We start from the raw sequence: 20,981 nt of genomic DNA, 5'->3' as shown, positions 1-20,981 counted from the left end.
ACATACCTGTTCTAGAATGTTAGAACTCATGACGACATTAATCGGTAAGGATTAGTTATGCTTTTCAAAGAAAAGTGTCACGGTTCCGACCAAGAATCCCCATTTCGTCATTTTTGCGGTATTGAACAAATGCTTTTCATCTTGTAAATGCATCCAATCGCTAAAGGTAATGTCATAGGTAGTATCATCAACTGGAACACGTAATACATAATGCCAGTGTAGTGTATTACCCAAGGCTACTCCCCTCGCCTCACCAACCACATCATCAGCCCGACCTGAATATGTACCGTCAGGTTGCTGAGTTATCACCCATACCCGACGCTGTTTTTCTCCATCATCAAAAACGAAGTCTTCTTCAAGAGTCAATGTGTCATTCACTACCGTTCCTTTGATATCAACAGTAAATCGCCTTGTTTGTTTTCCACTTCGGTCCTGCAACATTCCCCAAGCGGTGATATCGCCTTCAAAATAACTGAACATGTTGAACACCGGCTTTGTATTCTGATAGTCATTGATAGAAGTACTGCAGCCAATAAGCCCAAACAAACACATCACGACCCACCCAAATAGCCGAATTTTTTTAATCAATTTCATTGTCATTGAGCCCTAACGTTTACCAATTAATTGATGACGAATTTCTGGGTATGCTGTATTGGGAGATAACCAAATATGAAGAAAAGACTGCGACATTTCGAAGTCCTGTAGAACACCAATTTGACGATTCCCTTGGAAGAAGGCCCCCTGGTTGCCATTCATAACAAATATCAATCGGTCTCCTTTCTTCACATCGGGCCATATCTGTTCTAATTGGTTTGTCCAACGACTACGTTTCGATGAACTGATCCCAAGATGACGCCACTGATCGTCAGTCGCCTCAATCAGATCTTCACTATCAATATTGCGGTGATACCGAATAACGAGCGCGAGGTTGTCTCCTTCCCCCTGATAAATGCCATCAGGAGAACGTAGTTCTGAATCATAAATCACCCACGGCCCCCACGTTAATCGAGCATCACCAACCGCAGGCCATACCTGCCAAGGTGTCGATGCGTTAACGCTTAATGAAAATAAACAAAGTGAACCGGTAGCAATAACAGTACGGATGAATTTGGAGTATATCTGTTTCATACATCCCCCTAATAAGGGCATCAGATTATCAAACAAGACGTTAGTTTAGATGCGTTAGGTTTAGGTGCGTTAGATTTAGGTACACATAGTTATGAGACTTCACAAAGTAGTTTTCGTTTTATCATCAGAACGATCGCCGTAGAAAGAACAAACCAACTCAAAAATAGAACCATTAGTGTTAGTTCAACACCTAGTGGCCATTGCACAGCTTGTAGACGATAACCAGCAAAGTAGCTCATGGCACCGCCAACGCCTCCAAGCAAACTGATTAAAGCAGCTGAATAATTGGCAATGGTCTCTTTTATGAACCAGACGAAGGTACCGAAGCCCAGCCATAACATGATTAACCAATTGGGTATCAACAATACTTGGAAATCTAGCACGTTAGAGATACTCAGAACCCCATCCATCAATACTCCAGCGACAGCGATAGAAAAGGCGTACCGCCAAACTGATGGGAATTTCCACCAGCAGGCAGCAAAAAGAAGCACAAGTACCCACACGTAAGCCTGTTGCCCTAACACCGCTATTAACCAATAAACATTAAAAAGAAGGCCCACGACTATAAGCTTTTTACCAGACATTCTAACCACCTTTACTGTCCAATATTGCGCTGTTGACCGACGAAGGCTTTTGTTAGACTCGCCATCCGCTACGGCTCGCAACCAACTGAACAGTGCTGATACTTCTCTCTAGGAAACCACCTTCACAGTAACAAAGGTAGTAACGCCACATTCGAATAAACCTTTCATCGAAACCTTGCTGCATATATAAATCAATGTTGTCATTGAAACCTTTATGCCAATCTGACAAGGTTCTCGCGTAGTCCATTCCCATATCTTTCAAATCACGAATAACAAAATCCGTATGTTGCGTTAGGTGTTGTGATAGCACAGTAACAGAGGGTAAAAAGCCACCAGGGAATATATATTTCTGTATAAAATCCACACCTTTACTGTAACCATCATATCGTTGGTCAGTGATTGTGATTGCTTGTATAGCAAGTAAGCCATCATCTTTAAGTAGTGACTGACACTTCTTAATGTAAGTAGTCAGATACTCTTTACCAACAGCTTCTACCATTTCAACCGATACGATTTTATCGTACTTACCCGTTAAATCCCTGTAGTCATCAAGCAGCAAGGTTACTTTATCACTAAGACCTTCCTGTTCAATCAGCTGCTTAGCCCATTGATGCTGTGCATCAGAAATAGTGGTAGTCGTTACCTTACAGCCATAATATTTGGCGGCATGTACAGCTAATGCACCCCAGCCAGTACCGATTTCTAATAGATGATCTTCAGGCTTAAGATCTAGCTGCTTACACAAACGATCCATCTTGTTGAACTGGGCTTGATAAAGGCTTGTTTCATCGTCCTCGTATATCGCAGCCGAATAAAGCATGTTCTCGTCTAAAAAGGTACGGTAGAAATCATTACCAAGATCATAGTGTGCAAGAATATTTTTCTTCGAAGACTGCTTGCTATTCCGCCTTGTGTAGTGAAGCCATTTGTCTTTCACCGCTGTTATCCAACCGACCTTTGACTCAATATTGTCAAGGATCGGCATGTTCCTCGCCAACACCCGAACAACCTGTGTTAAATCAGGAGAGTCCCACCAACCGTCCATATAAGCTTCACCTGCGGCTATACTACCGCCATCTAAAATCCGCTTATAAAACCCTTGGTGCTTAACGATCAATTGCGCTTGCAACTCACCGGCCCTATCACCAAATTGATGAGTCTCGCCATTAACTTCTGATACCATCAAACCGCAACCGCGCAGTTGCTCCAAAAAGCTAAAAATTATTTTCCTCGCAACGCGATCTGTACCTGTTAGAGCCAAGGCTCCTCGGCTAACTTCACTATTCAACATGATGCCTCTACTCCTTATTATTTGATGATGGAGGAAAATGCTTATTTTCATTTACCGCAGATTGCGACTGGGTGTTTACCGGGTGAGAATGAAATGGCACTTTTTTAAACCACAAACGCAATGCCTGCCAATAAATACCAAAGACGACTTTCACTGCTTGAATTGGCGTTTGTGCGATATGCCGCCAAAGGCTTGATGACGTCATAGGGAACCTCTTCAGCGACATCGTTGCATCCAGCACCTTGATCTGGCTTTCACTGTCATGAATATCTAAATGAAGAAAAACTTTTGAAGATGGTGCCTTCAATTTCCAATAGTAATGCTGTGACATCGGATTGAACGGAGAAACATGAAAGGTTTTTTTCTCAAGCCATTTTTGCTTATCCCACTGGCCAACAGCGGGTAAGGCGTAGTAATGCTTTTCGTTCCAAGGAGTATTGCTCACTTCGGCTAATACCCAGCGCCATTGACCTTCCTCGTCAAACACGTAATACATGTTCAATGGACTGAAATAGAGCCCGGCATAACGCAGCTGACAGAGCATGAAAACATCACCACTAATTGATTCGTGGGTAAGCTCATGCAGCTTTTCAAACACCGCCGATTTCAACGCATCTGCTTGTTCTGCCATGTCTGCCCCCAAAGATGCCTTGACTTGGCCAGACTCCCTCAAATAATCAGAAACCTTAAATCTTGCGAAATGATACCAATGCCGGCCAAAACCAAACACACACTTTTCAAGCTGCCCCAGCTCATCAATATTAATAAGAGGCATAAACATTGGATATTGGAACTGATGTGACACCGGCGTGAACCGACGATGTCTAACAACACCAGAAAATATACCGCTACGCATCATTACCCCCCGATCCTCGCCGCAGGTTCAGATTTTCTATTCGCATCACTTGCGTGTCCGGTTAATCGGCTGTTTTGACCAAAAGTCTGTTTTGCGATTGATTCAACGACATCTAAAGCACTGCGTACACCGTCTTCATGGAAACCGTTGTACCAATATGCTCCGCAGTACCATGTGTTATCTACACCATTTATTTGGTCTCGGCACTGTTGGGCTTGAATACTGTCGGTGGAAAATACTGGGTGTGAATAAACGAACTTACGCAAGATTTTCTCAGGTGCTATTTGGTCTGTTTGGTTTAATGTGACACAGAAGGTTTCTGGCGCTTCAATACCTTGCAAAATATTCATGTTGTAAGTAAGCGTGGTCTGCTTATCTTCCCATTGACCATTTTCATTATGACCCAAGTGATAATTCCAAGATGCCCATGCCGCCTTGCGCTTAGGTAATAACGACTCATCGGTGTGAAGCACAACATCATTTTTTTGGTACTTGAGCGCGCCCAGTATCTGGCTTTCAGCCTCAGTGGAATCAGCAAGCATGTTCAGGGCTTGATCACTATGACAAGCGAATATGACATGATCGAAGATTTCACTTATGCCATTGGCCGTTACAGCAACCTTCCCATGAGCCCGTTTGATGGATGTAACCGGGCAAGCCAGTCGTATCTTATCTTCGAAGGGGGCAATGAGGTGTTTTACGTATTCACGTGATCCACCGGGAATCACATACCATTGCGGACGATTGCTGACTTCCAACAAACCGTGATTTCGAAAAAACCTCACAAAGAAGGTGAATGGAAATTGGCGCATGTCTGACAGCGTTGACGACCATATTGCAGCACCCATAGGTAGAATATAGTTTTCACAAAAATATCGATTAAACTTATTAGCCTTTAGAAAATCGCCAAGGGTTTGGCTCATTTCTGTGGCCAAATCAACGTTTTTAGCTAACTTATTAAAACGAAGAATATCAAAAATGAACCGATAGAAAATTGGGTTTAAGGTATTTCGCTTTTGTGCAAACATCGACATTAAATGATTGCCATTATATTCCAACCCATTTAACGCATTATGAACGCTGAAACTCATCTCGGTCGGTTTACCACAAACCCCGATTTCCGCCAGTAGTCGCTCAAAATTCGGATATGTTCTGTCGTTAAAAACAATAAAACCCGTATCAATGGCATATTGACCACTAGCAACGTCAACATCGACGGTCGCAGTATGGCCACCAATGTAGTCATTGGCTTCAAAAACAGTGATATTGTGTTGCTTGTCTAAGTAATGTGCACACGTTAAGCCTGATATCCCACTGCCAACAATTGCTATTTTCATGCGGTTTTCCCTGTCATACGTTTCACGGTAGCCAACTGCAACCTAATAGGTAACAAAGCAATAAACTTCAAGAAAAAACTGAATTTAAGCGGAAAGTGAATTTCCTTTTTTCTTGCGGCAATACCCTGCCGAATTTTTTTTGAGGCAAACTCCGGCGTCATTAACATTGGCATGGCAAAATCATTTTTATCGGTCAATGGTGTTTTTACAAAACCAGGACTCACTAGACTGACCGTCACTCCTTTTTTCGCCAAATCAACAGCCAAGGTATTGGCAATATATGCTACAGCAGCCTTTGACGAGCCATACGCTTCTGCTCTTGGCAGTGGAATATACGATGCCGTTGAGCCAATAATGACAAGGTGCGTATTTTCATTGAATGATGACTGAAGAGCTTCGATACAGTTGAGTAAGCCAAAAATGTTAACATCATAAACTCGACGAAATAACTCAACATCTATCTGACCGTGCTCAATATACTCACACGTCCCCGCGTTAAGAATAATCAGCTGTGGAGCCTCAGCGAGTGACGATAGTTTTTTATGAACATCGTCATTATTTGTCACATCAAAACTAATTGCAGATATATTGGCATTTATATCGGTCAACGCTTGCAATCGCTCAGCGCTTTGTCCGCAGCCAACAACCTGCCAGCCATCGTTGGCGTAATCGATAGCTAGTTGCTTCCCGATACCTGAGCTCGCCCCTGTGATTAGGACATGTTTATTCATAGTCATCATTACAGCCTCGCTTTGAAATAACGAACGATAGGCCCTAGCACAGGGATCCCTTCATAGAGCATCTCACCCATATCAAAATAATCTCTATGGTGTATGACTTTCCCATCAGCAAATTTCAACCGTGAACAACCATTAACCATCCGGCTCTTTCCCGACTGTAGTTTTGGGTGTTTAAATGTCATTACCCATTGCACATAAGCAATATCGTCGTGACAGATTTGCTCTGAAATATCAAACCGACAATATTCAACAGCATCAAATAGCCGAGTAAAGTAATCAGAAAGCTGAGACCAACCTTCCACCCGATGAGCTGGATCTTCAAAAATAATGTCTTTATGGTAGATGTCTTGAAGAACTGACAAATCTTGCTTATCAAGCTCTTGATATATAGCAACGAACTTATCGGTTAACTCAACGGTGTGCTCATCCATATTTACTCCCGTATTCAACATCCAGTCTCAGTTCATTCTGAATTTATTAAATTAGTGGGTTATATTCATCTTTCGCTACTTTAAATGACGATATCGCCAACAACCTTGCCTGCTTATGATCAACAATCGGTTTGGGATAATTTATTTTTCCACTTTCAGGCCAAAGGTGTGGTTGATGGATATATTTATCCGGTACGTCTTTTAATTCATACAACCAAGTACGAATAAATTCCCCTTTTGGATCAAAACGTTCGCCCTGAGTTGTTGGATTAAACACTCTAAAATACGGTTGTGCATCGGTGCCTGTCGATGCCGCCCACTGCCAACCTCCGTTATTAGACGCAAAATCGCCATCCACTAGCTGAGACATAAACCACTGTTCACCGGCTTGCCAATGGATCAATAAATCTTTGGTAAGAAAGCTCGCAGTAATCATTCTTAATCGATTATGCATCCAGCCTGTTTGTTTAAGTTGGCGCATTGCAGCATCAACAATTGGGTAACCCGTCATACCATGCTGCCATGCCGACAACAACTCGCTTGATGGCTGCCATTTCACATTTTGGGTCCACTGCTGGAATGGTTGTCCCCGGCACAAACTAGGGTACGCCACTAATAAATGGCGGTAAAATTCACGCCAAATGATCTCGTTTAACCAGCTAAATGCACCACCCTCAGGCTCATCCATGCACATTGGACTTACCGCCAACAGTGCAGCGATACACTGTCGTGGAGACAGCATGCCTAATGCCAAATACGGAGACAAACAGCTTGTACCATCTATTGACGGTATATCGCGATGCTGATGATAATCTTCGACTTTCTCATAGCAGAATGTTACCAATCGCTGACGGATAGTTTCTTCCTCGACAGGCCATCCCATACTGTCAGCTAGTGGGTAAGTAACCGATATATCATTCTGCTTGAATTTTTTAATTGGGCTAGCTAAAGGTTCAGGTATTGGCAATGGAGATGGTGATAGCGCTCGGAACAGGTTTAGCCACTCTTTTCTAAACGGCGTGAATACCTTGAAGGCTTCACCTTTTTTGGTAAGAACCTTGCCTGGTGTAATGACACAACAATCATCAAATGCACTGAACTTTATCTGTTGTTCTGCAAGTCGATGACCCGTTTTGTCATCACGTTGCAGTTCATTCCACTCATATTGCTTATTACAAAAAACATGCGATATACCGTGATCTTGTACAGTATCCAAGATGACCTGTGGGATCTGTTCGAAATCTGAAACTTCTTTGAAAACAAAAGGGATTCCAATGCTAGCGAGTTGATCACGCAGTACCGGTAAACGGCGGCGGATTAGATCCACTTGCATCGGTGCAATATGGTGCTCATGCCATTGCATCGGCGTGGAAATATATAGACCAATAAGCTGATCGCATCGCTTTGCCGCTTCAGATAAAGCCGTATTATCAACAATACGTAAGTCAGAGCGAAACCAAACTAACCCTACCTGTTTATGCTGACTCATGTTGCCACTCCAGTAATTCAGGATGAATAGCGTTTATACTTCCTGTCGTTAATAGATCTGAATCGGTCGCACTCAGTAACTGCTGTATTTGACTTAAAATATCTTGAGGCAGTTTGTTATCACCATCTATAACTACTTTCTTATCACTCCATGAATTTAAAAGAGGCACCAATGGCGTTAGCCTGCCTTTTAACTTCGGCAGTATGGTGACGTTGTAACCCAGCTCTGATAGCTCAACCGACTTTAGCCAGAACTGAGAACTTGGTTGTTCATCAAAACTCATCAGAATGCATGTTTTTTTATTGCGCTTTCGTGATGCCGCAACCAATGACAAACACCGCTCTTGAAGCACACTTGCCCAAATCACACTTTGTATATCGAGTAAGGGGTTATTAGCTTGCTGTATTTCATGAATAACAGCACGTACAATTTTGTTTTCCAGCACCTTAACTGGGTACTCTTTCATCAACTGTATCAGTTGCCTATCTAATGACACCGCATCTAATTGCGCCAAAGCAGACAGAATATTACGTATCGCTTTCTGACTTTCATTTTGATCATCACCAAAACTTGGGGAAAGTTTGCCAAGCATGGGCTTAACTTTCCCGATGGCGACACCTTTGTTGAGCCACTCAACAATTTCTTTTACTGTGCTGAGGTCTTGTTCAGAATACAGACGGTGTCCTTTATCTGTTCTTATTGGCTTCAGTAGCCCATAACGCCTCTGCCAGGCTCTAAGGGTTACCGAGTTAACACCGGTGATTTCAGAAACGTCTTTTATTGCGTAATATTTTTTTTCAGAGTCCATAGCGTAATTTCAAATCTTCCGGATAGGGGTCAATAAAAGTTTGTAATTGTAGATATGGATCCGGATACTCCCGCAAGTAATGTTTAATCAATGCCATTGGTACGAGAATAGGCTGATGTCCATCTTTATAACTCATGATCAAATCAGAAAGTTCCTGCTTTTGCTCTTTAGTCAGTGAGCGTTTGAAATAGCCTTGCAGATGCATTAATACATTGGTCTTATTTTTTCTTGATGCGCGTTCTTTTATCGCCGCCATAAACTGCAAACGGTATTCGAGGTAAAATTCATTAATATCCCATTCGCTGATATGAGCCACCATGCTGCCCAACGCTTTGTATGCGACTGGGTTATGGGCCATAAGCACCAACTTATAGCGAGAATGAAATTTGACAACGGCATTTGCAGAAAGTTGGTCACGCACTGAATGATAAAAATCATTCAAAGCAAAGATACGAAAAACAAAGTTCTCTCTAAGGACAGGGTCGTTCAATCGACCGTCTTCTTCAACAGGTAGCCATGGCATTTGGGCCATAAGTTCGCGGGTGTAGATACCAACTGAACCACCAGGGATGGTATTGTTGTTAGGAATGTGAAGCTTTACCCGTTCCATGCCACAGGTTGGTGATTTAGCACAGACCACATAGCCACAGAGATCATCAAACTGCGACACTTTCTGCTGGGCAAAGGCAACCATTTTGTCGGTGTAATCGACATCTTGATTTTTGCTATCAACTAGACGAACTTCTTCTGAAGGCAGTTGCAGCAAGCGAATAGCAGGACGTGGTACCTGCATTCCAATACCCACTTCAGGGCAAACGGGCTTAAAGGTAAGATACTTAGACAGCTCATCAACCATAAAACGGTTGAGCTTGTGCCCACCATCAAATCTTACTTTCTCACCCAACACACAGGCGCTAATTCCAACTGGTATTTGCATGACTATCCCTACCTTGTACAAAACTAATATCTTGTACAACGAAGAGTAGTAGAATGGATCAGTTATACAAATATTTTTTTCGTATAAGAGCATCCATATGCATAATTAAGTATTTCGGCACTCACTCTCTATCCATTGCAAGTAGTCGCGATACCCAGCGGTTATAGGCAGTTGAATGATTTCTGGCGTTTCGTAATCGTGATTAGCAAGAATATCGGCTTCTACCTGTGCATACAGTGCCGACGTCGTTTTGATGATGACTAGCTTTTCTTGGTCTTTAGCTACTTTCCCTTGCCAGTGATAGTAGCTTTCAATTGACTGTACTTGCACGCATGCCGCCAAACGTTTTTCTATCAATGAGTGAATGATTTTTTCACCAATCGCACCATCAGAAAACGTTGTCATCACCACACACTTTTCATTCATTTCTACCTGCCTCCACAGCTACAAACATTGTTTGTAAACAATAACAAAAGAGGGAACACGAAGCTCCCTCTTTTAAATACCGTCTAAGAAATTTTAATAACTCGACATTACGGGCATTTAGAAACCATTAACTGTTCAGGATCGCCACTGTCCGAAAACTTGAGACTCCAGACGTACTTTCCTGTTTCAGGCAGAGTCACTGCAGTGTCTTTGCCATAGCCACCACGTTTGAGGTTGGCGACCTTCCCAGGAGATAGCTCAAGTCCATCCGCAGTGAATTGTGGCGACCAATCCTTACTCGCATATTGCATCCTAAATGCACCGGCTTGCTCATCAACAACAACTTGATACGTGTTGTCACCAACATAGCTGTAGGCGCGATTAGATTTGTGCTTCCAACCAGCATCAACAAAGTCCCCGACAACATACAAGGTTTTGCCAACTGGACCAGTACCTTCCACAACAGGATTATCACATTGAGCCATGAAGCCCTCCCCCATCAGTGAAGAAGCCGCCGCAGCAGTGACTACTTTTGTCAATCCGGCCGCTGATGGCTGTTCTATCGACAAAAACTTGGCCTCAAAAGGTGCAAGGCTGATTTGATATTCACCATTGAGAGTGCTGTACACTTTGCCCGTCATCAAATCCACCAGCTGACCTTCTGATGCAATCTCGCTGGCTTTCAATACCACAGTATCTTGATGTGAAGATGTGCTGACCATATAAACTAAAACGTCGTCATCAGCTTGTTTATGGTCGACATATACCGTTTCGTTGGCAACGATATTGATGCGTTCACCACGGCTAAGTGCAGGGTGAGCGGCTCTTAAAGCCATTAATTGAGAAACGTAATGTTTTAAATCACTTTGCTTCGCATTGAGATCAACCGTTATACCATCAATATTGGCACTGGTGCGGGCAACGTGGTCATCACAAAGCCCTCGAACAGCGCAGTCTTGTTCCACTTTATGCGCATACCCCTCAAGCTCATCACCGATTTCTTCACCGTAGTAAAGGGTTATTGGACCAGAATAGGCGGCTTGGAAAGACAATGCCGCTTTATGTCTCTCCCAATATTCAGCTTGTTCCGGTGAGGCTATATTGCCTCGTTGCAGCAAGTCACCAAATCGAACCAAATCATGGTTACCCAACATCAAATTCGGCTGAGCGTGTGAAGGATATAGACTGTGTAAGTTCATACCTTCGTTTAACCATTTGCCACCTTTGTTACCAACACCATTTTCATTAGCAGCAAACGTCTCAACGACCCGGTAGCGGACAGGGAAATCGAAGGCTGAACACAACGCAGGGTCCCCTTCCGCGCCATAACCGGTTTCCTTAATGTAATTCTCGTTATTCCAGATCTCGGCGACCATGTAGCCAAGCGGGTTAACGGTCTCACCCTCAGCATTAACGTAAGTGACAGACTTCGATGCATCATCAACACTGGCTCGAATAGCAGTCCAAGCTTCGGTTGGCACCTGGTAAGCTTGGTCTAAGCGCCAGCCATCAATTTTTAGCTCTTCAATCCAGTAGGTAGCGACTTCTTGATAGAAAGCCAAGCTCTCAGGATAGCTAACTGGGTTACTATCACCGACAGGTAGGCGTCCTTGCGGCGAAGGAACAACATTGTCTTTATGGTGACCAAATACACCATCAAAAAAGACATAAAGCCCCTTTTCATGGGCCTTTTGAACCAGCTCTTTTGCCTGTTCCATGGTGCCAAAACGCGGATCGACAGCAAAATAGTTACTGGTAAAGTAACCCGTTGCATCCAATCTATCTGCCCAATGGTCTTGCCCATCAACAGGAATAGAGTCAAAGATTGGCGTCAGCCATATCGCATTTACACCCAATGACTCAATGTAATCCAGTGAATCTATGATGCCTTGTAAATCACCCTTATGGTGGCTCGTTCCATAGCCAGTACCGTGTCCTATCGCATCATCGCCATTAACGAAGCTCTCAACCATGATTTGATAGATACGCAGGTCATCCGCCTTGGTCATCAAAGTGCTATCGCACATATAGGCATTTGAGCTTACGCTAGCCACATCCACTGCATTATTTGCGCTATTACAGGCAGTTAAAGATGCAGCGATAGCCACTGCAAGGAAAGAGCGTAGATTCCTTTTCACATCGAGTCTCCAAGTTTGTTTTTGTTTTATCTATTATTCATATCTTTAGATGACCTATACCCTCCCCTCTAACCGTAGAGAAAGGCGTAGACGAGGGGGCGTAGAAGCCATATGAAGGAATAAGCGGTGGAAACCAACATCACATTAGGATTAAAAGGAAGGGATCTCCTACAAAATGAGATACAAAGCAAAATCACGCAGCACCCCTAGCAACTTTCCAAACCACATACTGTTAGCAAGGGCTAGTTTTCATGTCACTTTTTGTATGGAGTGCAATGTTCGTGAATAAGCGCTCAAATATAAAAATAAATGCAACCCCATCCCAAAACGTATAAAAAAACAGCACTCATTCAATGTGTAATCATAAACTTGTCTCCCATCTGATTTACACTGATACAATACGCGTAATTAATTTTTGCTTAATGATAGGTACCAACTCATGCAACATGACCAATTTGAAACGCTGGTTAAAGCCCTTTGCGAATTGGACTCTGTTCCACAAGTTCTTGAGGCACTTAAAGCCAATGAGGATACAGAGATTGCTGAAGCTGCAGCATCACTAACCGGTCAATTTAATCTGGCTGAAATCGACGGTGAACAACGCATTTACCATGTTTCACTACAAGAAAATGATGAAGGCGAGCAAGAAGAGTATGTTGAGTGGATCATGAATGTAGGTGATGATGTCATCAAGTTTGTTGCTTGGTTCTTCCTCGACATGTTCGATGTAAAAACAAAAGACGTTTATCAAGCCGCAGGTCGTACTTACCAGCAGCCTAAACGCAGTTAATCAACGTACATCTGAGTCTTATCGGCCGGATAATCACTCACGCCGATAAGACCTGTTATGCCAATGAAGCTCTACGCCTCTGAAAGGGCCATTATCCCGCAAACAACCGCTTACGGTATTCCCTTGGTGAACAGCCGTGATATTGACGAAAACGATGAGTGAAGTTGAATGGGTCTTGATAACCTAACCGTTGTGCGACCATACCAATCGTCCATTCTTGATAATGAAGTAAGTCTACTGCTTTTTCCATGCGAAGCTGAATCAAACGTTGCTGTGTTGAACAGTTATAAAGCTGCTTTATGATCCTATTTAGCTGCTCGGTGCTAAGATAACACTGCTTAGCAATGCCTTTTACGGTCCAGTTTAGGTGAAGCTGTGATTCAATATCATTAATTACACTTTGAACACGCAAAACCGAGTTTGATGGTGCAAGGTTCGCACTACCCAGCATCAAACGTGATAATTCACTCGCAAACAGCTTTCTGTAGCTCGCCCTACCGCCAATTTCGCTGTGTAATAAATTCATAACTGACCACACTTGCTCACAGATCGGGGTATGCTCGACTCGCTGGCCATTTGCCACCAATGGCAACCATTTTTCTACAGGCTTAAGCAGTACCCAAGCCATTTTCCAACCTTTCTTTTTATCTGCCAATTCAAACCGAAATGGCAAACCAGCCGGCAAAATAGTTAGCGTATTAGGCAGTAAATAATATTGCCTGTCCGTAAGGGTTAGCAGCCCCATACCTTCTTGTGTTAGCAATATAGTGTGATTACTTGTGACAACTCGTTCGATCTCATACCCTTCCTCCAACTCTGCCAGTCCGGCCATAAAAAAGCCGCTGTCTGTCAGCTCAGGAAGATCAGACTGAGTAAGAAAGCGCTCTTTACAGGCTTGCGCTAGATAAGCTTCTTCATTCCAATCTGTTTTCGGTTGTACCATGGCAAAACCCACGGTGACAGATTCACACAGGTTTTCTGTACTTTCTAACATGTCACTCCATTTTCTGTTTCGCTATAGTTGCCGTCCATTACCAAGCCGACCTATTTCTAATTGGTATGATTCGGAGACTTACGATGACAACAATTAAAAAAACACAAACAGCACTGCCAAATGACCTCTTTACTCGTATTGCAAAGCTAGCTTTTCCCGTTGCCATTCAAAGTGCCTTGGTAGCAATTCTTGCCCTTGCCGATGTGTTAATGGTTAGCGATTTCGGCCAATCAGCCACTGCGGCTGTCGGTATTGCATCGAAATGGCATTTTGTCGCCATTATGATCATGGCGGGCCTAGCTTCTGCCAATGGCATCCTAGTTTCCCAATATTGGGGGAAAAAAGACAGTGTTCATGCGAAAACGGTAACAATTCAAGCAATGAAGTTAGGCGCCATCATCATGGTACCCGTTACTTTTGTTATCACCGTGTTTGCCCCGCAGATTATGCAGCTTCAGACCAATGACATGGCAGTGATCATGCAAGGCAGCCAGTATCTATGGTATAGCTTTCCCGTTCTGATTCTGACACATGTGATTATTACACTGGAATCTAGCTTGCGTGCTAGCGATGATGCCATACTACCTTTAATTTTAGGTGCTATTACTATTGCGCTGAATATTGCCCTAAATTTCCTGCTAATCAAAGGCGGATTAGGAATACCTGCAATGGGCGTCGCTGGTGCAGCTCTGGCAACAACGATTGCTCGATTCGCACAGGTTTTAATGATGTGTGCCGTACTGGTTTACCGCCAGCATTGGCTCATTGTCAGCCGTGCGATTCGTAATCACCAAACATTGTGGATGACTTACCGTAAACTTGCGATCCCTCATTCGTTAAACGCGCTTCTGTGGGCTCTGGGTACCCTAACCTATCAAATCATTTTTGGTCATATGGGCACGACAGAGCTGGCAGTATTTAGCATGATCGGTCCTTTTGAGTCATTGTTATATTCAGTGTTCATGGGGATTTCAGTAGCTTGTTCGGTATTGATAGGTCAGTCTTTGGGCCGGGATGAGTTTGAAAAGGCACAAGCGATGACTGCCTTTTTCCTGAAGTTTGTTCTGATTATCGGTTTAGGTATGGGGCTATTTCTTTATCTAAACCACCAGTTCGTTCTGTCTTGGTTAAACCTCGACCAAGACGACTTAATACCACTAGCACAACCTGCAATGTACGTTATTAGTATAGGTATCACGTTAAGAATGCTAAACATGATCATCATTAATGGAATTCTTCGGACTGGCGGGGAAAACCTATTTTGTTTGAGAATGGACTTCATCGCGATGTGGATGATTGGTATTCCATTTACAGCCTACGGTGCATTTATTGGTGAGTGGTCATATGGTTGGGTTTATTTAGCTCTGCTGACTGAAGAAGTTGTCAAACTGTCGTTGTGCTTTAACCGGTACTTAAAACGTCGTTGGTTAAACAACCTCACCGTTCAACCTCAACCAGCTGCGGTATAGTTGCCTATTCATCAAAATAAAAAACGGGCTACGTCTATTGGAAGACGTAGCCCGTAATAAACCTTATTTTTAGGCTGCTGCTCTACCTACTACAAGTGAAAACAAAAAGATAGATATTACAGCTGCAAGTAATTTAAGCTCGCGTTTTTTCATATGCGCCTCCTTTAACTGGGCCTAGAATCAAACTACGTACCATCATGATGAAGAAGCCTGTCAGCACTAAGTTCAATGCCAACGACAGCATACTGATCGTCACAATAGGTCCACCAAATCCATATCCGATACTGATCATCAATACACCAGCACCGACTTCACCACGCGGCCACATACCAATAGATAGTGCCAATCGCTCTTTTAATGTTGCTTCTTTTCGATAGCAAAACAGCGGGAACATTTTGCCGATATTCGACACAATAGAAATCATAATGACGTGAAAAGCAATTTCACTCATTTCCATTGCTGGCATCGAAGTTGTAATACTTGAGTTATCTGCTGGCGTCACAGCACCGAAAATTTGGGGTAAGCTCAAACCGACCAACACCATAAAAAGACAAGCTACGGCTGTTGACAGTTTTACATCTTTTGCTGATTCATGCTGAGATTTCATCATACAGCCCAACACAAAGGCTGGTAGCAATACCTCAAAATGAATATCAGTTGAGATGTAGAATATCTCGCAGAGGCCAGCGATCAACACTGAATAGCCAACAATTACGCCTGCAGAAGAGGGAATGTTCCACTTATGTAGATACTTGTAGCCTATAATGAGCAGCGCAAGCATTAGAAGCAAAGTTAAGCCTAGTGCAGGACGCCAGCCGACAACCAAAATGGTCAATGGAACCATCAGCAACACTGTATCAAGGTCATCAAAAATGGCTAATACACGCGCCTTCTTGAACATCCACGTTGCACCAAGCCCAGCAGCTGCAAGCATTGCAAATAGAACACCTGCGGATGTAGGCGCTGCAAAGCGACCAATCACAAGGGTTTCTTTCCATGCACCGGCATTGAACCATAAGTCACTTGGCATCAACACAAAAATAAAATACAGCACAACCGCGATCCAAGGGAATGTTGCCGTGGTCATCGCGACTATGTAATCCCAGCTGTACTGCTTCAGGTTGTTTTTATCTATCTCAAACTCACGCCCTACATTAATCATGATGTAAGCCAATGCCGACATCGTTACAACCATCAGTATAGGTTGCAAGGCGCTATAGCCATCGATGTACAGGGGTAGTAATTGTGATAGGAACAAGCCAACCAAAAGTAAAATTGAATAGAGTATGACTTTTTTCACATTGACACCTTATTAAGAGTAACCTTCATTCTACAAACGTCTTTTATATTTTTATTCTTGAGTATGAATATATTGATTAAACTTATTTCAGTGTTTTATTTAACGTGTATAAAAGTATTTTTCTGTAATGAAAACATGGCAAGTATTTATAACATCAACAAAGCTTAAGCGGTTGTTTCTGCTGTTTACATTATGAAATATATTAAAAGGAGATAAATTAATTTATTAGCGAAGATGAGAAAAAATGAGATGTTTTTTGTAAGTGCGAATAATAACCTTAACTCGGGTTTTTCTTCAAGTCTTTTCTGTCTAACCGATGTGAAATAATATTTCATCATCAACTGAAGCAACTTTTTACACTTCCAGCCAGAAATATACAACCTTTGCTGATTAAATTCAAAAAACACACTCTACAGCACAAGGCAGGAACGCCATAACAATACTGTACATTCAGCCTTTCACCGCTACGTAAAAACCGACGTCTGCAACATGTGTTTCAATATCATAACTATGATACAGTTCGAAACATGGCCGCTCATCAACCTCCAAACCTGCGATTTTCACCTGATCCAATAGCTTTTTCCAATACCTGGGGTATTCTGACTTACTTCTAACTATTTCACGAAACATACAATATCTTCCCGCCGATAAAACCTGTATACCTACATTACCACTCGCAGTCGTACCAGCAGGAACCGTAAGACAAATATCAGTCCGGCATTTTGACAATTCAGTTGTTTCAGGATCATCGTGATAGATAAACAAGCACTGCCCACCTTGTAAATGGTTCTCTCCTGCCCAACGGTATAAAAGCTCAACAGCGGGCTCATAGTTTTCGCCATAGGGCCCAGTGACCCTGAGATACGCTAAATGGGTTTCGGCAATTTGTTCACTTTTCATCTCATTACCTACACAACGAACTAGTATTAACAATGTAATTTCATTAAACCACACTGGTTCTCAATAAGGTTAGCCTATGTTTGAATGGCTCAAGAATATCTTTAACCCTACCCAGCCCAACCAGGACAATATCGTTGATCAACAGATGCCTGATGAGGAAACTGAAGAGCTTGATCGGTACGCCAAAGGTAGCCCTGGTGACGATTCTCCGTCTGACGGTAGCCATGATGGCGATGGTGACGGAGGGGATTAGTCCTCTGTAGTTGATATATATCAACCCCAAGTGACATACCCCACCACGCTCAACTGCCTCTAACTACACTATTAAAGATAGTTAGACAATCAGTCGGAGGCAGTTATGAGCTTGGTACCTCGAGATTCATGGTTCGACTTCTCACATATGTTTGATCACAACTTCCCTACTTTGAGGCATAGACACGATGCCGATGTCTACTCACCGCGAATCAACATCGTAGAACAAGAGAAGAGCTTTGAAATTACCGCTGACTTACCGGGAGTCAATAAAAGTGATATCTCTGTACAGTTATCCAATGGATCGCTGACTATTGAAGCGGTGACCAAAAAAGACGACCAAGAAGAGAAAGATGGCAAAGTCATTCGCAAGGAGCGCTATGAAGGAAGATTAATGCGCAGCTTCTATCTAGGCCATAATATCCAGCAGGAAGACGTACAAGCGCGCTTTAGTGATGGTGTCCTCACGGTTATAGTTCCCAAAATAGAAGGCGCGTCACCCGATAGCACTAATATTGAAATCAATTAATCGTGCTCTTCGAGAACCAAACAAGAGGCTAGTTTGCTAGCCTCTTTTTTTCTTAACACAATTTGGAATGAAACATCTCTCTCTAAGCCTTATAATGCACTTTCCTTTAGCAACTCTGTTCTTTACCTCATGGCCAAATCAAAACCTGTTGTCAGTATCGAGACGTATGGTATCCATACGACCTGGGATGCCGAATCCAAGCACTTGCCTAAAATCAAGACCTTTACCACCGATGTGCCTGCAGAAATAGACATCGAGTTCGGCTTTACTGTCAATATTAAGAAAGCCCGTGGTGAGAAGATCCGCTATTGTATTTACCACCCAGGTATTACTGATGAGGACGGTGATGAATTGGAACCGTTCGATGGTGAATTACATGTTAGAACCAATGACTGGGATTTTTACCTAGGTGATACTATTTGGGCCCCGATCGCGAATAAAATCGGTAAATGGCGCATGACAATCGAACTTGGCAGTAAGGTAGTGGCTGAGAAGACGTTTAACCTTTACGCCAAAGACGAAGCTGACTTTTGGAAGAAACGTGGATACTGATATCCAAGTAAAAGCAGTACACGTAACACACACTAATTTCTTAGGTTTCTAATGTATACACAACACTCAGCAGATACTGTTATCGTACTCGACTTTGAGACAACTGGCCTTTCGCCAAATATGGGCGACCGCGCCATCGAAATTGGTGCAGTAAAGATTCAAAATGGCATCGTGATCGACCAGTTCCAGCAACTGATGAATCCAGGCTTTCGTGTCAGCAGTTTTATCGAAGGCTACACCGGCATCACCAACGAAATGTTAGAGTCAGCGCCAAGCTGTAATGCAGTCATGGACGAATTTGCTGATTTTATTCAAGGGTATAATCTTATTGCACACAACGCCTCTTTCGACCAGCGATTCCTTGATGCAGAGCTTGAGATGCTAAACCGCCAGTACAGCGGTAGTTTTGTCTGCTCAATGCTATTGGCGCGACGCATTTATCAAGATATACCAAACCATAAGCTCGGCACTTTAGTTAACGAACTTAACATTGAAAACGATGGTACATTCCACCGAGCTTTGGCTGATGCTGAAATGACGGCAAGACTCTGGCAACGTTTAGTCAGTGAAGTAAAAACACAGACTAACCTACAAAAAGTGTCGTTTGATACAATGCGAAAATTGAGTAAAACCAGCAAAGCAGCGATTCCGGCATTATTTAAAAAGATTGCAGCCTAACTCACATAGATAGCTACCACCCTGCTTTATTGGATACCCAAGTATTATTATCTGGGTATCCATTCTGTTTTTAAAACAGCTAATTACAGCAATTTAGCCTGCAGCCATTTTGATATATCCTTGATTTGTGGATAACAAACCTGATGCTCCATGGGATATTCACGCCAATTAGGCATAAAGCCTTTCTGTTTCAAAGCCTCAACAGCCTCTTTACCCATAGCAGGTAAGACAACAGGATCATAACTGCCATGCATGACTTCAATGTCGAGTTGCTTATTGGCGGTGCTAACTTCAATATCATCCGCTGTCGGAAAATAAGTGGATAACGCTAATAACCCAGCCAACGGTTCAGGGTAAGTCAATGCAACGTGATAAGCCACAGCTCCCCCCTGTGAAAAGCCTGCCAAAATTATCCGGTCGCTCCTTATTCCACTAGCAATTTCATGATCCACTAGTTTGGAAATGGCTTGAGCAGAATCCAGCAGTTGCTCAGTATTCAATTTGCGCCCAGCGCCCATCTCAAGGATGTCGTACCAAGCAGGCATCACCATGCCGCCATTAATCGTGACAGGAATTGATGGCGAATGAGGAAAGATAAAACGAATAGCCACTTCCGGCGGTAGGTTTAGTTCGGGAAGAATCGCTTCAAAGTCATGGCCATTAGCACCAAGGCCATGAAGCCAAATAACGGAAGCGCTTGGTGTTTCTGTGGGTTCGACAATTACGGAAGATAAATGTTGTGTCATTGAGTCTGCATCCTGCAATGAAGTGAATTCATGAGTTTATAGTAAAGCCACTTAAGCAGCTATTCACTTAAATGGCTTATTTCAGGGGGTCTGTTTATTCAGGAACGACGCGTGCCGTACGGCCATCAACATTCACTCGCACCCGCTGCCCGACAGTGAACATCATGTTTGGGTTAGCTTCTTGAACAATCGCGATAGTCTCACCGGTATCATCCATTTTGATGGTCAGGTTCACACCATTTCTCTTTGTCACCCCCTCTGCGGCTTTACTACCCGCATAACCACCTAAGACACCACCACCAATGGCTGCAATATCAGAACCAGAACCACCCCCTATCTTTGAACCAAGAATCCCCCCCACTGCCGCACCGGCGATGGCCCCAACCGCTTGACCTTCCCCTTCAATAGTCACAGGCTCCGTTCTTACGATCACGCCAGTTCGAACCTGCTGGATTGTTCGCGTGTCAGCTACGCCATAGGAATCGCCATACGGATTGCTTGAACACCCCGCCATCCCTAATCCCAATAAACCGACCAACAATACAAGCGGATAAAACAATTTTTTCATGCTGACACCTTATGTCTCGTAGGAACCTGACTTAAGTA

General features: G+C 43.1%; 24 protein-coding genes. 6 read left to right on the top strand and 18 right to left on the bottom strand.

The annotated features are described in order from the left end of the window. Window positions 1-51 precede the first annotated feature (51 nt). The 13 genes from ACVA53_RS13630 to ACVA53_RS13570 form a co-directional block, all read right to left on the bottom strand. Entirely contained in the window at window positions 52-594 is a 543-nt protein-coding gene (locus ACVA53_RS13630; RefSeq protein ID WP_446505373.1) for a DUF3833 domain-containing protein, read from the bottom strand. 12 nt (window positions 595-606) lie between these two features. Further along, window positions 607-1,128 (bottom strand): chalcone isomerase family protein, encoded by a 522-nt coding sequence (locus tag ACVA53_RS13625; RefSeq protein ID WP_446505372.1) that lies wholly within the window; start codon window positions 1,126-1,128, stop codon window positions 607-609. A gap of 89 nt (window positions 1,129-1,217) precedes the next feature. Then, on the bottom strand, window positions 1,218-1,712 hold the full coding sequence (locus ACVA53_RS13620) for a DUF2878 domain-containing protein (RefSeq protein WP_446505371.1): 495 nt from the start codon (window positions 1,710-1,712) through the stop codon (window positions 1,218-1,220). Between the two features lie 52 nt (window positions 1,713-1,764). Further along, entirely contained in the window at window positions 1,765-3,003 is a 1,239-nt protein-coding gene (locus ACVA53_RS13615; protein ID WP_446505370.1) for a class I SAM-dependent methyltransferase, read from the bottom strand. 7 nt (window positions 3,004-3,010) lie between these two features. Continuing rightward, entirely contained in the window at window positions 3,011-3,859 is an 849-nt protein-coding gene (locus tag ACVA53_RS13610; RefSeq protein WP_255044317.1) for a DUF1365 domain-containing protein, read from the bottom strand. A 2-nt stretch (window positions 3,860-3,861) separates the two neighbouring features. After that, the gene (locus ACVA53_RS13605; RefSeq protein ID WP_255044314.1) at window positions 3,862-5,196 is read right to left on the bottom strand and encodes an NAD(P)/FAD-dependent oxidoreductase; all 1,335 of its coding nucleotides are present in this window, start codon (window positions 5,194-5,196) and stop codon (window positions 3,862-3,864) included. Beyond that, the gene (locus tag ACVA53_RS13600; protein WP_255044318.1) at window positions 5,193-5,927 is read right to left on the bottom strand and encodes an SDR family NAD(P)-dependent oxidoreductase; all 735 of its coding nucleotides are present in this window, start codon (window positions 5,925-5,927) and stop codon (window positions 5,193-5,195) included. The genes ACVA53_RS13605 and ACVA53_RS13600 overlap by 4 nt, the downstream gene beginning before the upstream one ends. Window positions 5,928-5,935: 8 nt before the next feature. Next, window positions 5,936-6,367 carry a nuclear transport factor 2 family protein gene (locus ACVA53_RS13595; RefSeq protein ID WP_255044315.1) on the bottom strand — a complete coding sequence of 144 codons (432 nt, stop codon included), beginning with the start codon at window positions 6,365-6,367 and terminating at the stop codon, window positions 5,936-5,938. Between the two features lie 46 nt (window positions 6,368-6,413). After that, window positions 6,414-7,856 carry a deoxyribodipyrimidine photo-lyase gene (gene phrB, locus ACVA53_RS13590; RefSeq protein WP_446505369.1) on the bottom strand — a complete coding sequence of 481 codons (1,443 nt, stop codon included), beginning with the start codon at window positions 7,854-7,856 and terminating at the stop codon, window positions 6,414-6,416. Next, window positions 7,843-8,664 carry a MerR family transcriptional regulator gene (locus ACVA53_RS13585; RefSeq protein ID WP_255042861.1) on the bottom strand — a complete coding sequence of 274 codons (822 nt, stop codon included), beginning with the start codon at window positions 8,662-8,664 and terminating at the stop codon, window positions 7,843-7,845. The genes phrB and ACVA53_RS13585 overlap by 14 nt, the downstream gene beginning before the upstream one ends. Continuing rightward, window positions 8,654-9,601, bottom strand: a complete 948-nt coding sequence (locus ACVA53_RS13580; RefSeq protein WP_255042862.1) for a YbgA family protein — start codon at window positions 9,599-9,601, stop codon at window positions 8,654-8,656. Before ACVA53_RS13580 ends, ACVA53_RS13585 begins: the two co-directional genes overlap by 11 nt. A 105-nt stretch (window positions 9,602-9,706) precedes the next feature. Further along, on the bottom strand, window positions 9,707-10,027 hold the full coding sequence (cutA, locus tag ACVA53_RS13575; RefSeq protein WP_255042863.1) for a divalent-cation tolerance protein CutA: 321 nt from the start codon (window positions 10,025-10,027) through the stop codon (window positions 9,707-9,709). A 107-nt stretch (window positions 10,028-10,134) separates the two neighbouring features. Then, window positions 10,135-12,195, bottom strand: coding sequence for an alpha-amylase family glycosyl hydrolase (locus ACVA53_RS13570; RefSeq protein WP_373689561.1), 2,061 nt, complete (start codon window positions 12,193-12,195; stop codon window positions 10,135-10,137). Window positions 12,196-12,604: 409 nt separating this feature from the next. Here ACVA53_RS13570 and ACVA53_RS13565 point away from each other — a divergent pair, with 409 nt between their 5' ends. Continuing rightward, window positions 12,605-12,955: a hypothetical protein gene (locus tag ACVA53_RS13565; protein WP_255042865.1), complete on the top strand. Its 351-nt coding sequence runs from the start codon at window positions 12,605-12,607 to the stop codon at window positions 12,953-12,955. A 91-nt stretch (window positions 12,956-13,046) separates the two neighbouring features. Here ACVA53_RS13565 and ACVA53_RS13560 read toward each other — a convergent pair whose 3' ends face one another. After that, window positions 13,047-13,949, bottom strand: coding sequence for an AraC family transcriptional regulator (locus tag ACVA53_RS13560; RefSeq protein WP_255042866.1), 903 nt, complete (start codon window positions 13,947-13,949; stop codon window positions 13,047-13,049). 83 nt (window positions 13,950-14,032) lie between these two features. On the opposite strand from ACVA53_RS13560, the gene ACVA53_RS13555 reads away from it, so the two are divergent. Beyond that, entirely contained in the window at window positions 14,033-15,418 is a 1,386-nt protein-coding gene (locus ACVA53_RS13555; protein ID WP_255042867.1) for an MATE family efflux transporter, read from the top strand. Window positions 15,419-15,551: 133 nt separating this feature from the next. Here ACVA53_RS13555 and ACVA53_RS13550 read toward each other — a convergent pair whose 3' ends face one another. Next, window positions 15,552-16,718 (bottom strand): sodium:proton antiporter, encoded by a 1,167-nt coding sequence (locus ACVA53_RS13550; RefSeq protein WP_255042868.1) that lies wholly within the window; start codon window positions 16,716-16,718, stop codon window positions 15,552-15,554. A 450-nt stretch (window positions 16,719-17,168) separates the two neighbouring features. Continuing rightward, on the bottom strand, window positions 17,169-17,618 hold the full coding sequence (locus ACVA53_RS13545; protein ID WP_255042869.1) for an AraC family transcriptional regulator: 450 nt from the start codon (window positions 17,616-17,618) through the stop codon (window positions 17,169-17,171). Window positions 17,619-17,694: 76 nt separating this feature from the next. On the opposite strand from ACVA53_RS13545, the gene ACVA53_RS13540 reads away from it, so the two are divergent. The 4 genes from ACVA53_RS13540 to ACVA53_RS13525 all read left to right on the top strand — a co-directional run bounded on the left by ACVA53_RS13540 (window position 17,695) and on the right by ACVA53_RS13525 (window position 19,629). After that, complete coding sequence (locus tag ACVA53_RS13540) at window positions 17,695-17,871, top strand: hypothetical protein (protein ID WP_255042870.1); 177 nt, start codon at window positions 17,695-17,697, stop codon at window positions 17,869-17,871. 105 nt (window positions 17,872-17,976) lie between these two features. Then, window positions 17,977-18,399, top strand: coding sequence for an Hsp20/alpha crystallin family protein (locus ACVA53_RS13535; RefSeq protein ID WP_255042871.1), 423 nt, complete (start codon window positions 17,977-17,979; stop codon window positions 18,397-18,399). A gap of 129 nt (window positions 18,400-18,528) precedes the next feature. Beyond that, entirely contained in the window at window positions 18,529-18,951 is a 423-nt protein-coding gene (locus tag ACVA53_RS13530) for a DUF3859 domain-containing protein (RefSeq protein WP_255042872.1), read from the top strand. Window positions 18,952-19,002: 51 nt separating this feature from the next. Beyond that, window positions 19,003-19,629, top strand: a complete 627-nt coding sequence (locus ACVA53_RS13525) for a 3'-5' exonuclease (RefSeq protein WP_255042873.1) — start codon at window positions 19,003-19,005, stop codon at window positions 19,627-19,629. A gap of 83 nt (window positions 19,630-19,712) precedes the next feature. Here the strand turns inward: ACVA53_RS13525 and ACVA53_RS13520 are convergent, their stop codons facing one another. Beyond that, a complete protein-coding gene (locus tag ACVA53_RS13520) occupies window positions 19,713-20,375 on the bottom strand; it encodes an alpha/beta hydrolase (RefSeq protein WP_255042874.1) in 663 nt (220 codons plus the stop codon). 94 nt (window positions 20,376-20,469) lie between these two features. Then, window positions 20,470-20,943 carry a glycine zipper 2TM domain-containing protein gene (locus ACVA53_RS13515; RefSeq protein WP_255042875.1) on the bottom strand — a complete coding sequence of 158 codons (474 nt, stop codon included), beginning with the start codon at window positions 20,941-20,943 and terminating at the stop codon, window positions 20,470-20,472. Window positions 20,944-20,981: the final 38 nt, after the last annotated feature.

This window comes from Photobacterium sp. DNB23_23_1 (assembly GCF_052873815.1).
This window is presented reverse-complemented; position numbering and strand designations above follow the sequence as displayed.